Genomic DNA, 13,122 nt, shown 5'->3' with positions numbered 1-13,122 from the left:
GGGTGGCCGACCATCGTCGGTCGTACGCCGCGTCCGGCACCACGCCGCCCCGATGTGGGGTAGCGAGCCCGTCGCCTCGGGTCAGGGCTCTGTCGGGTTGCCGAGGCCGGTGAGGGCGCCGACCGGGTCCAGGTCGGGGGTGCCTCGGGGCCACCAGTCGTCGTGGCCCGGTTCGGACTCGTAGGCGTACCAGAGGCCGTCGCGGCCCAGGCGCAGCTGTATGTGGCCGCGCGGGTGGGTGAGGTGGTTTCGCCGGGGTCTGAAGGCGGGGAGGTCCGCGGCGAGGAGGACAGGGCGGGCGCGGTCGAACCGGCCCGCCGGTGGGTCCCAGACCTCTTCGAGGACCGCGAGTCCGTCGAGCCCGCCCTGCCGCCAGGCGGCCACCGCACGTGAGAGATCCGCCGGGGTGCGGCCGGCGGCTCTGGCGAGCGACGAGTAGAGGTGCCGGGTGCCGGCGGTGAGGCCCGAGCCGGGGCGGGCGGCGGCGAGACGTACGGCGTCCTGCCACAGGGTCAGTTCACCGACCGGGTCGTGGCCGGAGGTGAGCAGTGTGTGGGCGCGGGCGGCGGCGTCCGTCGCCAGCTGGTCCAGCGCGAAGGGGTCCGGGCCGCCCGGGGACGCCGGGTAGGCCGGGGGCTGCTCGGGGTGCGGGCGGGGAGGCAGCGGGGCCGGGAGGGGCGGTAGGTGGCGCGGGACCAGCGCCTCGGAGGCCCGGACCCCGGGGAAGGACGCCGGCTGCTGCTCCTGAGCGGCTCGGGCCGCTCGGGCGGCGTTGCGCCGGGACAACTCGTCGAGCACCTCCCGTTCGCCCCGGCCGCGCAGGAGGAGCAGGACGAAGGGGTCGGCGTCGAGAAGGCGGGCGGTCTGGTAGCAGAGGGCCGCCGCGTGCTTACAGGGGTGTCCGGAGTCGGGGCAACTGCACCGGGGTTCGAGGTCGCCGGGGAGGGGCAGCAGTGGTGCCCCGCAGTCGGCGAGGGAGTGGGGCATCTCCTTGTCGAGCAGTGCGGCGATGTGCCCGGGCCGCTCCACGGCGGCGTTCAGGAACCGCTCCCACTCCTGGTCGCCGAGGGTGCGCAGCCGCACCTGGACGCGGTACGGCCGTGGCCGGGAGCCCTGCACATAGGCGAGTACGAGCCCCGGTGTCACGGTGATGGCATCGACGTGCCCCTTCTCCGCGTACCCGCGGCCCCGCCCCAGCCGGGCGGCGTCCAACGCGCCCTCCTCCAGGGCTGCCACCCAGGCGTTCCCCCACCAGCTCTCCGCGAAGCCGACAAGGCCTGACGCCCCGGCCCGGCTCCCCGAGGCCGGCAGAGCGGGGAAGGTTCGGCGCAGCTCGCCGTCCCGGCCGGGGGCGGCCATGGAGGAGGACGAGGAGGCGAGGCGCGAGTTGCCGGCGGGACCGAGAGGACCGGCGGGACCAGCGGGACTGGCAGGACCGGGAGGATCCTCGTCGGGCGGTGCCGCCTGCCGGGACCTGGCAATGTCCCGGGTACCGGGGGTGTCCCGTGTGATGCGGATGCCGGGAGTCTCACGCGTGTCGTGGGTGACCCGGGGGTTCGCGGTGCCATGGGTCTCCCGCATGTCGTGGATGCCCCGGGGGTTCGCGGTGCCGGGGGTCTTCGCGGTGCCCGGAGCGCCCGGCGTGGTCGAGGTGTCCCCCGGCCCGTCTGATGACGCCGCCCCGGGAACCTCGCCGCCCACGGTGCTGTGTCGCGAGACCGGTGCGGCGACGGCACGCAGGACATCCCCGACGGTCACCGGTGGCGAGGTGTCGGGACGTGGGTCGTCGTCCCAGGGCTCCGGGCTCCTCGCCGGGCCGGTGAGGGACTCGTCAGGGGGCAACTCGAAGGATTGGGCGAGCAGTTCCCGTACGTCGCGCCCTCGGTCCGCAGGGCGCCACTCATGTGCCGTCAGCGAGGGCGCGGGCCGGACGGGAGGCCGCGTGGCCTCAGCTGCCGCCGCCTCCGCTTCCAGCCGGGCGCGCCGGGCCTCCCCGCGTGCGGCTCGCAGAGCCTCCCGGGCGACATCCCCAGGCCGCCCGCCCTTGTGGCCCCCGGCGTCGGTGCGCGTCGGCGGCACCTCGCGAACCTCCGGGCCGCTCACGTCCACCGCCCGGGCTTCGGCGTCCTGGGTTCCGGCCGACGTCGCCGCGCCCCGCAGGGCCGCACGAGCCGCGTCTCCCGGCCGACCCTCACGCGCTACGGCCTCGCCCCCGCCGTGCGTCCCGATCGCCTCCTGACCCGCACGCTCCCGCGCCGCCCGCAACGCCCTGCGCGCGGCATCGGCCGGCCGCTCCCTCCCGGCCTCGTCGGACCGAGGCTTCCCGTCCGCTGCCTCCCGCTCCGCGTCATGCCCCGCAGGCATCGCAGCGGCGACCCGATCCCGCTCGCCCTCGTCCTCGCCCGACGAAGGCCACCCTGCCGACGCCTCCCCCACCACGCCACGCCCCCTCGGCGCGACGCCGGCGACCCGCTCCCCCTCCGCCTCGCCCACCAGAGGCTTCCCCGCCGATGCCGGCTCCTCCCCCGTCACCTCGCGCCCCTCGCACACGGCATCGGCGGCCTGGTCCCCATTGGCCTCGCCCGACCACGCACGCCCCTCCGACACCGACACCTCCCCCACCACCTCGCGCTCTGCTTCCCGCTCCCCGTGCTCCTCCGGCGTCATCACACCGCCCCCCGCAGCGAGACCAGGTCCGACAGAGCCCGGTCCGTCAGTTCTGTGAAGGACGACTCGCCGGAGGTCAGGATCGCGTCCGCGAGGGCCCGCTTGGACTCCAGCATCTCCGCGATGCGGTCCTCGACCGTGCCCTCGGTGATCAGGCGGTGCACCTGGACGGGCTGGGTCTGGCCGATGCGGTAGGCGCGGTCCGTGGCCTGTTCCTCGACCGCCGGGTTCCACCAGCGGTCGAAGTGGATGACATGGCCCGCGCGCGTGAGGTTCAGGCCCGTGCCGGCGGCCTTCAGGGAGAGGATCAGGATCGGTGTCGCGCCACTCTGGAAGCGGTCCACCATGCGTTCCCGTTCGGCGACCGGGGTACCGCCGTGGAGCAGTTCCACCGGGACCGCGCGAGCCGTGAGGTGGGACGTGATCAGGCGGGCCATGCCCACGTACTGGGTGAACACCAGCGCCGAACCGTCCTCGGCCAGCAGGGTGTCCAACAGCTCGTCCAGCAGGGCGAGTTTGCCGGAGCGGGCAGCCAGCCGGTCGCCTGCGGCAGGCCCGGGGACCTCCTCCTTCAGATACAGGGCGGGGTGGTCACAGATCTGCTTGAGGGAGGTCAGCAGCTTCAGCACCAGGCCTCGCCGGGCGATGCCGTCCGCCGTCTCGATGGCGAGCAGCGACTCGCGCACGACCGCCTCGTACAGCGCGGCCTGTTCGCGGGTCAGGGGGACGGGGTGGTCCGTCTCCGTCTTCGGGGGCAGTTCCGGGACGATGCCCGGGTCGGACTTCTTGCGGCGCAGCAGGAACGGGCGGACCAGGCGGGCGAGCCGGGCGACGGCCTCCTCGTCCTCGCCGGTCTCCACCGCGCGCGCGTGGCGGGCGCGGAAGGACTTGAGGGGGCCCAGGAGGCCCGGGGTGGTCCAGTCGAGCAGGGCCCAGAGTTCGGAGAGGTTGTTCTCCACGGGGGTGCCGGTGAGCGCCACGCGCGCGGGGGTCGGGATCGTGCGTAGTGCCTTCGCGGTCGCGGAGTACGGGTTCTTGACGTGCTGTGCCTCGTCCGCGACGACCATCCCCCACGGCTGCTCGGCCAACCGGGGCGCCGCCGACCGCATGGTGCCGTACGTCGTGAGGACGAAGCCGCCCGGTGTGTCGTCCAGGGTGCGGTCGGGGCCGTGGTAGCGGCGGACGGGGACGCCGGGCGCGAACTTGGTGATCTCGCGCTGCCAGTTGCCCAGCAGGGAGGCCGGGCAGACCACCAGGGTCGGTTCGCTGCGGGCCCGCCGCAGATGCAGGGCGATGACGGTGATCGTCTTGCCGAGCCCCATGTCGTCGGCGAGGCAGCCGCCGAGGCCGAGGGAGGTCATGAGGTCCAGCCAGGCCAGTCCCCGGAGCTGGTAGTCGCGGAGGCGGGCCTTCAGCCCCGGGGGCGGTTCCACCGGGGTGATGCCGGCCGTCAGCCGGTCGCGCAGGGCCGCCAGCGCGCCGACCGGGACCGCCTCGACGCTCTCGCCGTCGACCTCGACGCGGCCGGTGAGTGCGGCCGAGAGCGCGTCGACCGGGTCGAGCAGGCCCAGTTCACGCTTGCGTGCCTTGCGTACGAGGGCCGGGTCGACGAGCACCCACTGGTCCTTGAGCCGGACGACAGGACGGTGGGCCTCCGCCAGCAGATCCATCTCGGCCTCGGTGAGCGGATCTCCGCCGAGCGCCAACTGCCAGCGGAACTGCAGGAGTTCCTCGCTCTCGAAGAAGCCGGTGCCGTCCTTCGCCGAGCCGGGCGCCGGGCGGACGACAGCCTGGGCGGTCAGGTCCTGGGCGAGGTCCCGGGGCCAGTGCACGGCGACTCCGGCGGCGGCGAGCCGGGTCGCGGCCACCCCGAGGAGGTCGTACAGCTCCTCTTCGGAGAGGGCCAGGACGTCGGGAGACTCCTGCTCGGTGAGGCGGTCGAGCGGGGGCCACACGCGGGCCGCGCGGCGCACCGCCAGGGCGGCGTCCACGCGGGCGCGTGCTCCGAAGGCCGCGTCCGCGGTGCCCGCCCATAGGGTGGCCGCGTCGGTCACCAGGGTGGGGTCGGCGAGGCTGTGCACCTGGACGATCGCCGCGCCCGCGGTACGCACTCGGTCGGGGTCGTCGAACAGTTCGTACGCCGACAGGTCGAGGCGGAGCGAGATCCGTACGCCCGCGTCCATGCCCGCGGCGACCTCCGCCGCCCAGTCGTGGGCGTCCTGCAGCCGCTGGGCCGGGCGCGCGGCGAAGGGCATCCCCGAGGCGTACGGCGCCGCCGGGGTGCGCGGCAGGGTGTCCGCGACGGCGTCCAGGAAGGCACGCAGCAGTGCCTCGGGCTGGGGCAGCAGCAGGGGGCCTGGGCCGGGCAGGGGCACCGCGTGGCCCTCGTACGGCAGGGCCGCGGCGACGGCCCTGAGGTGGGCGATGTCGTCGGGGTCCAGCGGGCCCGCGCGCCAGGCGTCGTGGCCGGCGGGGGTGAGCCCGGGGAGCAGCCTGCCGCGGGCCGTGAGCCGCAGGGCGTGCAGCGCGGCGGCGCCCCAGCAGGCCGTGGCGGGGTGGGCGGCGGGGTCGCGGCGGGCCCGCACGAGCAGGGGCAGCGCCGCGTCGACGGGCAGCGTGAGCGCGGGAGTGGTGCGGCGGCGGACTCCGGCGCCGTGCCGTCGTACGACCGTCAGTTCCGTACGACCGGCGCCCTCGGCCGGCAGGTCCGTGTCTCCTTCCGGGTCCCAGAAGGCGATGCGGCCCTCGCGCGGGAGGGGGGCGGGAAGGAAGACGGCCGCGAGGCGCACGGACACGTCCGCCACCGCTGTCGCCGGTGTCTCCTCACTCAGGTCACCCATGCGTACGTCACCTCCCGCCCTCGTGTCGTGTCCGTCGAGCCGGACGTCTTCGACTGTACGGGCGGGGTCTGACATTGCTGCTGACACCCGGGTCCCGGCGGCGGTCCGGAGGCTGTCGCGCGGCCGGTCAGGGGGTCGTTCGCGAGACGACGTACACCATGTAGTGGTTGGGCTTCGCCCACTTCACGACGATGTGCTGCGTGGGTGCCGGGTTCTTCTGCGGGTGGGCGAGCCCCCACCACGGGCCCGGCTCCTTGAACTTCCAGCCGACGATCTTCTGGTCCCGGGCACTGATGGGGAACTGGTCCTTCTTCAGGCTGGTGCGGGGGACGCCCATGGCCTTGAAGAAGTAGTCGAGCCCCGCGTTCGTGGTCATGAACTGGACGTACAGACGGCTGGTACGCCAGTTGTTCGTCTCGTAGTAGGCGACCTTCGTCGACAGGATGCCTTCGCCGTCGGCCTGGCGCGGGACGGGTACTTCGTAGATGTGGCGCTGGACCTTGGAGGGCCAGGCCTTGGTGAGGCCCCGCGCGGCCCACTTGCGTTCCTTGTCCAAGCCGCTGTCACGGCTCTGGTTGGCGGAGATCACCAGATAACCGGCCGGGACGCCGATGAGGAGCACGATGATCAGCAGGGTCAGGGCGCGCCGGCGGTTGCGGTGACGGCGGTCCTCCGGCGGGCCGGGCGGCTCGTCCGGCGGCAGGGCCTGACGGGGCAGGGAGGCGGTCACAGGGGCCCCTGGGTGGCGCGGCGGGTGGTCTCTACGAACTTCTCGAAGCGCTCGTATCTCTCGAGGCGGCGCCGGTTGGCGCGCCGGAAGCGGCGGGCGACCAGGCGGGCCAGGTCGGCGGCACCGACCATGCCGGCCTCGGGGCCGAGCTGTGCGCGGGCGATGCGGGCCTCGGGGCGGTAGCCGCGGCCGGTGAGATGGCGGCGGAAGGCGTCCCGGGCGGGGCCGATCAGCAGGTCGTCGGCCGCGGAGACACCGCCGCCGATGACGAAGCAGGAGGGGTCGAGGGCGGCGGCCAGGTTGGCGATGCCGACGCCGAGCCACTGGCCGATGTCCTGGAGCAGTTCGATGCACATGGCGTCGCCCTCGCGGGCCAGCTGGGTGATCATCGGACCGGTGATGTCGGCGATGTTGCCCTTGACGTGCTCGATGATCCCGTACGCCACCGGGGAGTCGGCCGCCGCGAGTTCGCGGGCCTCTCTGACCAGGGCGTTTCCGGAGCTGTACTGCTCCCAGCAGCCGCGGTTGCCGCACGGGCAGCGGTGGCCGCCGGGCACGACCTGCATATGGCCGAACTCGCCGGCGACGCCGAACTTGCCGCGCTTGACCTGGCCGTCCTCCAGGATCGCGCCGCCGATGCCGGTGCCGAGCGTGATCATGACCAGGTGGTCCTCGCCGCGCCCCGCGCCGAAGCGCCACTCCGCCCAGGCGGCGGCGTTGGCGTCGTTGTCGACCAGGACGGGGACGGCCAGCCGGCCCGCGAGGCGGTCGCGCAGGGGCTCGTTGCGCCAGGACAGGTGGGGGGCGAACAGGACGCGGTTGCGTTCGGCGTCGACCCAGCCGGCCGCACCGATGCCGACGGCGTGCACGTCGTGCCGGTCTGAGAGGTCGAGAACCAGCTCGGTGATCGTGTCCTCGACGACCTTGGGACTCTTGGACTTGTCCGGCGTCTCGGTGCGGATCGTCTCCAGGATGTTGCCGTCCGCGTCGACGACACCCGCCATCACCTTCGTGCCGCCGATGTCGATACCGACGGTGGGTACGCGGGGCGCCGTGAGGTGGGAACGGCGCTCGCGTGTGCCGACAGTGCGCAGCGCCGGTGCCCGGCGGGAGCCTATGGGGGCGCTTCCCCCACCGGTCGCGTTGAGAGCCCGGGGGAGTGCGAAGTCGCGGTAGGTGCTCATTGCGGCGATTCTGCCTCACCGAGGGACCCGTTGGCGCGCGGGGGAGCGATGGGGTGGTGCGGGGTGTTTGCCGGGTGCGGGTGCGTTGTGGTTGTTCGCGCAGTTCCCCGCGCCCCCGAGGCCAGGGCTGCGCCCTGCCTCATGGGCGTACCAGTAGTTGGAACTCGAATGAGTAGCGCGTGGGGCGGTAGGTGTGGGTGCCGTATTCGACGGCGCGACCGGTGTCGTCGAAGGTGGTGCGCTGCATCGTGAGCAGGGGGGCGCCCTCGCGTTCGGTGAGGCGTTCCGCCTCCTCGGCCGTCGCTCCACGTGCGCCGATCGACTGGCGGGCGCTGTGCAGGGTGATTCCGGCGGCACGCATCAGCCGGTACAGCCCGGTGGCCTCCAGCTGGCCGGTGTCCAGGTCGAAGAGACCGGGCGGCAGGTAGTTGCAGAGGTACGCCATCGGCTCGCCGTGCGCCGACCGCAGCCGTTCCACGTGGTGTACGTCGCTGTCCTCGGCCACGTTGAGCGCGGCGGCGACCTCCGCGGAGGCCGGCACGACCGTGTTGACGAGGACCCTGGTCGCGGGGCGCTGGCCCGCCGCCTCCAGGTCGTCGTAGAGGCTGCTCAGTTCCAGCGGGCGTTTGACCTGGCTGTGCACGACCTGTGTGCCGACCCCCCGACGGCGTACGAGCAGGCCCTTGTCCACGAGGGACTGGATGGCCTGGCGCACGGTGGGGCGGGACAGACCGAGCCGTCCGGCCAGCTCTATCTCGTTGCCCAGCAGACTGCCGGGAGTGAGTGCTCCGTGCTCGATGGCGGCTTCGAGCTGCTGGGACAGCTGGAAGTAGAGCGGTACCGGGCTGCTCCGGTCCACACTGAGTTCCAGCGGCACTGTCGGATCCACATCTGGTTTCGGCACGGCCTGAGCGTAGCTCCGGTGGTTGTTGACGGGAAGTCGTGTAGTTCGATTGTCCTGACATACGCATTGACAGCGTGGCTGGTCGGACCCCAGTTTGGTTCTCATGCGCATCGGAGTCATCGGGACGGGCCGCATCGGTACATTCCACGCGAACACCCTCAGCCGTCACCGCGAGGTGGGGGGATCCCTCATCGTCACGGACGCGGACAGCGGGCGGGCGCAGGATCTCGCCCACCGCTTAGGAGCGACGGCCGCGCCGGGTGTCGACGAGATCTTCACCTGGGGCGTGGACGCCGTGGTGATCACCGCGGCCACCTCGGCCCACGCCGAACTGATCGGTCGGGCAGCACGCTCGGGTCTCCCGGTGTTCTGCGAGAAGCCCATAGCGCTCGATCTGCCTGCCACCCTGGCCGCCATCGCCGAGGTGGAGGCGGCGGGCACCATCCTTCAGATGGGCTTCCAGCGCCGTTTCGACGTCGGCTACGCGGGTGCCCGCGAGGCCGTGCGTTCCGGGCGGCTCGGCCGGCTGCACACCGTCCGCATGATGACGTCGGACCAGACGCCGCCCCCGCCGGAGTATCTGCCGCTGTCCGGCGGGCTGTACCGGGACACCCTGATCCACGACTTCGACATCCTGCGCTGGGTGACGGGGCGGGAGATCGTCGAGGTGTACGCGACCGGGTCGGACGCCGGTCCCCCGATGTTCCGCGAGGCGGGCGACGTCGGTACGGCAGCCGCGGTACTCACCCTGGACGACGGCACGCTCGCCACGGCGACGGCGACCCGTATGAACGGCGCGGGCTACGACGTCCGCATGGAGCTGGCCGGCGAGCTGGACCAGGTCGGCGTCGGCCTGGACGACCGTACGCCGATCGCGTCGACCGAACCGGCGGGTCCGCCGGCCGCGAGCAAGCCGTGGACGGGCTTCCTGGAGCGTTTCGGGACCGCCTACGAGGACGAGCTGTCGGCCTTCGTCGAGGTGGTGCGCGGTGAGCGCGCCAACCCGTGCGACGGCCGGGAGGCACTGCAGGCCCTGCGCGTCGCCGAGGCCTGCGAACTGTCCAGACGGGAACGCAGACCCGTACACCTCGCCGAGATCCCGGGCGGGTGGGACTGAGGGGCGGGCGGTAGGCGGTAGGCGGTAGGCGGAGGACAGTAGACAGTGGACGACGTACGCCCGTCGTCGGCTAGGGCTGGTCCTGCCCGTCTTCTTCCAGGAGTCCCGCGTCGTACGCCAACAGGGCGATCTGCACCCGGTTGTTGAGGTCGAGTTTGGCGAGGATGCGGGAGACGTGCGTCTTGACGGTGGCCACGCTCATGAACAGCGCGGCGGCGATCTCGGCGTTCGACCGGCCCTGGCCGACGGCGACCGCGACCTCGCGTTCCCGGTCGTTGAGCGCGGCTGTCCGGGCCCGGGCGTCGGCCCGCCGGGTGTCGGCCGAGCCGCCGGCCGCGTGGGCCATCAACTGGCGGGTCACGGCGGGCGACAGGACGGGGTCCCCGGCCGCGACCCGGCGGACCGCGGCGAGGATCTCGGCGGGCGGGGTGTCCTTGAGGACGAAGCCGGCGGCGCCCGCGCGCAGGGCGCGCAGTACCTGGTCGTCGGCGTGGAAGGTGGTGAGGACCACGACCTGCGGGGCGTCCTTTCGGGACCTCAGGCGTTCGGTGGCGGTGAGTCCGTCCACCGTCGGCATCCGGATGTCCATGAGTACGACGTCCGGGCCGGTGCGGCCGACGAGGGCCTCGACCTCGCTGCCGTCGGCGGCCTCGCCGACGATCTCGATGTCCTCGGCGCCGCCCATCATGAGGGACAGCCCCGCCCGTACCAGGGGGTCGTCGTCGACGAGGAGCAGTCTGATCACGGTCATGGCCCCACGTAATCACGGTTGTGCGGCGTCCGGCGGTGCACGGGTGCGGGTGCGGCTAGATTGCCGACCTGAACTCCTGTGAAACGAGGGGCCTTTCGTGCGTTACCGGCTGCTGGGCAGGACGGGTTTACGTGTCTCCGAGCTTTTCCTCGGGGCCATGACCTTCGGAGAGCAGGGCGGGGTGGGGGCGCCCAAGGACGAGTGCGCGCGCATCCTCGACGCGTACGAGAACGCGGGTGGGAACGTCGTCGACACGGCGATCAACTACCGCGGTGGTGCGAGCGAGACGATCCTGGGCGAACTCCTCAGGGGGCGGCGCGACCGGCTCGTGCTGTCCACGAAGTACACGATCTCGCGCGACGGCGCCGATCCCAACGCGGCGGGCAACCACCGCAAGAATCTGACGCTGTCCCTGGAGACGAGTCTGCGCCGCCTCGGCACGGACTACGTGGATGTGTACTGGGTGCACATCTGGGACCGGGCCACACCCGTCGAGGAGACCATGCGCGCCCTCGACGACGCCGTGCGCTCCGGGAAGGTGCTGTACGTCGGTATCTCGGACGCCCCGGCGTGGGTGGTGTCCCGGGCCAACACCCTGGCGGAGTTGAGGGGTTGGTCGCAGTTCGCCGCGCTCCAGGTGCCGTACAGCCTGCTCAGCCGGGACATCGAACGTGAACTGCTGCCGATGGCCGAGGCGTTCGGGATGTCGGTGGCGGCCTGGAGTCCGCTGCAGAACGGCATTCTGTCCGGCAAGTACACCCGCGCGCGGGGCATCGCCCCGGACGAGTCGGTGCGGCTGTCCGCGGACGCGATCGGCGAGCGCGAGCACGCGGTGGCGGCGGCGGTGCAGTCGGCGGCGGACGAACTCGGCGCGTCCCCGGCTCAGGTGGCCATCGCGTGGACGATGGCGCACTCCCCCGCCGTGCACCCGATCGTGGGCGCGCGCCGGGTCGAGCAGCTCACCGACAACCTCGGCGCGGCCGAACTGACGCTCCCCGCCGACCTGGTGGCCGGGCTGGAGGAGACCACCGGATTCCGGCCCGGTTTCCCGACCGAGTTCATCGAGGAGACCTCTGCCTGGGTGTACGGGGAGGCGGGACAACGGGTGGTACCGCGTACGGTGCGCGGCTGAAAGCGCCCTCCTCTTCAAAGAGGTGGGGTTCAAAGAGGTGGTGCCGTCACGAAGGAGGTGCCGTCAGGCATCCCACGGCAGCCGGGCCCGGACGGCGAATCCTCCGTCCGGCTCCGCGCCGTGTTCCAGCCGCCCGCCGGCCAGGGTCGCGCGCTCGGTCAGGCCGATCAGGCCCTGTCCGGAGCCGGGGACGTCCGGGACCTCTCCCGGGGGTGCGGGATTGCGTACGGAGACGGTCAGGCCGTCGCCCGGGGCGCCTGTGAGGGACACCGTGACCTCGGCGCCGGGGGCGTGCTTACGGGCGTTGGTGAGGCCCTCCTGGACGATCCTGTAGGCGGTGCGGCCGATGGAGGCAGGTACGGCGGCCGGTGCCGTCACCCGGTTTTCCAGCGCGATCTTCATACCGGCCTCGCGGGATTCGGTCACCAGGAGGTCGAGCGCGGCCAGCGTGGGCTGCGGGCGCCCCGCCTCCTCCGGGTCGCCCGCCCGCAGGACGCCGATGATCTCCCGCAGGTCCTGGAGGGCGTCGTGCGCGCTCTCCCGGATGACCCCGGCGGCCCGAGCGACCTCCTCGCGGGGTGCGTCGGGCCGGAACTCCAGGGCGCCGGCGTGCACGCTCAGCAGGGTGAGGCGGTGGGCGAGCACGTCGTGCATCTCGCGGGCGATGGCCTCGCGGGCGAGCCGCTGCGCCTGTTCGGCCCGCAGCGACGCCTCCGTCTCGGCTCGCCGCAGCCGGTCCCGCAGGCTCACCATGAGCTGCCGCTTGGAGCGCACGAACATGCCCCAGCCGACCGCGGTCGCGGTCAGCAGGACGCTGAGGAACACCGCGGCGAGGTACGGCAGGTCCGGGTCGGGGCGCAGCCAGTAGAAGAACGGGACCACCACGACGGAGGCGCCGCTGACCAGGCCGACGTACCGGAAGGGGCGGTGCACGGCGAGGGAGAAGAGGGCGACCAGCCCTGCGCCGCCCGCGGTCACCGACACGAGGCCGGCCGCGAGCATCGCGACGGCGAGACCGAGCGGCCGGCGGCGGCGCAGCCATACGGCGGCGCAGGCGAGGGCGCCGACCCACTGGTCGACGGCGGCGACGGCGTGCGGGGTGTTCGGGTCGTCGGCCAGGGCGACCGCGCTCAGCACGCCGACGAGGACGGCCAGCAGGAAGCAGGTGAAGTCGACGACCCAGTCGCGGGCGGTGCGCCGGGGCTGTGCGGGCGCCCCGAACCACCTGGCCCGCCGCCCCACGGAGCCCGAACCGGAGCCGGAACCGGGATGCGAGACGGGGTCGGGGTCGAGGCCTTCGAGCACGGCCGACGGGAAGAGCCATCGCGGCCCCGGGAACGCCGTCGTGGGCTCGGGAACGGCCGCAGGAACGGCCGCGGGATCGGATGTCGACCTGTCACCTCTCACAGTCGACAAATCTATGGGGTGACGGCCCGTGCCAACCACGCCGAGCCGTGATCGTCGACCAAAGTCACGCCGCCGCAGACTTTCGGCGCGGTGCGCGCAAGCGACAGCCGACTTCGGAAGAGCCGGTCTCGCCCCGCGGCCGATGCAGGCGGAGGGGCCGCGGAGCGAGCATCCGGGTATGAAGCAGTTTCTGGAAATCGCCGGTTTCATCGCCCTGGTGCAGGGTGTCGCGGGTCTGCTGCACGAATTCACCGACGTGCACTGGGGTCTCGTACAGAAGCTCGGATTCCTCGACGGCTACGAGATCTACGCGAGTGTGGCACTGCTCGTGCTGTCCTTCGCGCTGTTCGCCGCAGCCCAGAGCCGCAAGTCAGGGTGACCGAAGTGGGG

The 13,122-nt window shown here is 72.8% G+C and carries 10 protein-coding genes; 3 read left to right on the top strand and 7 right to left on the bottom strand.

What is annotated here, in order from left to right:
- Positions 1–81: 81 nt before the first annotated feature.
- The 5 genes from OG241_RS43810 to OG241_RS43790 form a co-directional block, all read right to left on the bottom strand.
- Positions 82–2,667, bottom strand: a complete 2,586-nt coding sequence (locus OG241_RS43810) for an SWIM zinc finger family protein (RefSeq protein WP_405823828.1) — start codon at positions 2,665–2,667, stop codon at positions 82–84.
- A complete protein-coding gene (locus OG241_RS43805) occupies positions 2,667–5,507 on the bottom strand; it encodes a DEAD/DEAH box helicase (RefSeq protein ID WP_405823826.1) in 2,841 nt (946 codons plus the stop codon). The genes OG241_RS43810 and OG241_RS43805 overlap by 1 nt, the downstream gene beginning before the upstream one ends.
- 127 nt (positions 5,508–5,634) lie before the next feature.
- On the bottom strand, positions 5,635–6,237 hold the full coding sequence (locus OG241_RS43800; protein WP_405823825.1) for a sugar kinase: 603 nt from the start codon (positions 6,235–6,237) through the stop codon (positions 5,635–5,637).
- Entirely contained in the window at positions 6,234–7,421 is a 1,188-nt protein-coding gene (locus tag OG241_RS43795) for an ROK family glucokinase (protein WP_405823823.1), read from the bottom strand. The genes OG241_RS43800 and OG241_RS43795 overlap by 4 nt, the downstream gene beginning before the upstream one ends.
- 139 nt (positions 7,422–7,560) lie before the next feature.
- On the bottom strand, positions 7,561–8,298 hold the full coding sequence (locus tag OG241_RS43790; protein ID WP_405826760.1) for a GntR family transcriptional regulator: 738 nt from the start codon (positions 8,296–8,298) through the stop codon (positions 7,561–7,563).
- A gap of 130 nt (positions 8,299–8,428) precedes the next feature.
- On the opposite strand from OG241_RS43790, the gene OG241_RS43785 reads away from it, so the two are divergent.
- Complete coding sequence (locus OG241_RS43785; protein WP_405823821.1) at positions 8,429–9,442, top strand: Gfo/Idh/MocA family oxidoreductase; 1,014 nt, start codon at positions 8,429–8,431, stop codon at positions 9,440–9,442.
- 70 nt (positions 9,443–9,512) lie between these two features.
- On the opposite strand, the gene OG241_RS43780 is transcribed toward OG241_RS43785, so the two are convergent.
- Entirely contained in the window at positions 9,513–10,193 is a 681-nt protein-coding gene (locus tag OG241_RS43780) for a response regulator (RefSeq protein WP_405823819.1), read from the bottom strand.
- 97 nt (positions 10,194–10,290) lie between these two features.
- Between OG241_RS43780 and OG241_RS43775 the strand changes: the two genes are divergently transcribed.
- Positions 10,291–11,325, top strand: coding sequence for an aldo/keto reductase (locus OG241_RS43775; RefSeq protein WP_405823817.1), 1,035 nt, complete (start codon positions 10,291–10,293; stop codon positions 11,323–11,325).
- A 63-nt stretch (positions 11,326–11,388) separates the two neighbouring features.
- Here the strand turns inward: OG241_RS43775 and OG241_RS43770 are convergent, their stop codons facing one another.
- Complete coding sequence (locus OG241_RS43770; protein ID WP_405823815.1) at positions 11,389–12,732, bottom strand: histidine kinase; 1,344 nt, start codon at positions 12,730–12,732, stop codon at positions 11,389–11,391.
- A gap of 178 nt (positions 12,733–12,910) precedes the next feature.
- Between OG241_RS43770 and OG241_RS43765 the strand changes: the two genes are divergently transcribed.
- A complete protein-coding gene (locus OG241_RS43765; RefSeq protein ID WP_405823813.1) occupies positions 12,911–13,111 on the top strand; it encodes a hypothetical protein in 201 nt (66 codons plus the stop codon).
- The last annotated feature ends 11 nt before the right edge of the window (positions 13,112–13,122 follow it).

The organism is Streptomyces sp. NBC_01390 (assembly GCF_045040105.1).
Classification (GTDB): domain Bacteria; phylum Actinomycetota; class Actinomycetes; order Streptomycetales; family Streptomycetaceae; genus Streptomyces.
Note: the sequence above shows the minus strand (reverse complement) of the source record. Positions and strands in the feature narration are given on the sequence as shown.

Bases quoted from the DNA above. Each gene is read 5' to 3' on its own strand.
- OG241_RS43810 (WP_405823828.1), bottom strand. From the start codon at position 2,667: ATGACGCCGGAGGAGCACGGGGAGCGGGAAGCAGAGCGCGAGGTGGTG.
- OG241_RS43805 (WP_405823826.1), bottom strand. From the start codon at position 5,507: ATGGGTGACCTGAGTGAGGAGACACCGGCGACAGCGGTGGCGGACGTG.
- OG241_RS43795 (WP_405823823.1), bottom strand. From the start codon at position 7,421: ATGAGCACCTACCGCGACTTCGCACTCCCCCGGGCTCTCAACGCGACC.
- OG241_RS43785 (WP_405823821.1), top strand. From the start codon at position 8,429: ATGCGCATCGGAGTCATCGGGACGGGCCGCATCGGTACATTCCACGCG.
- OG241_RS43780 (WP_405823819.1), bottom strand. From the start codon at position 10,193: ATGACCGTGATCAGACTGCTCCTCGTCGACGACGACCCCCTGGTACGG.
- OG241_RS43765 (WP_405823813.1), top strand. From the start codon at position 12,911: ATGAAGCAGTTTCTGGAAATCGCCGGTTTCATCGCCCTGGTGCAGGGT.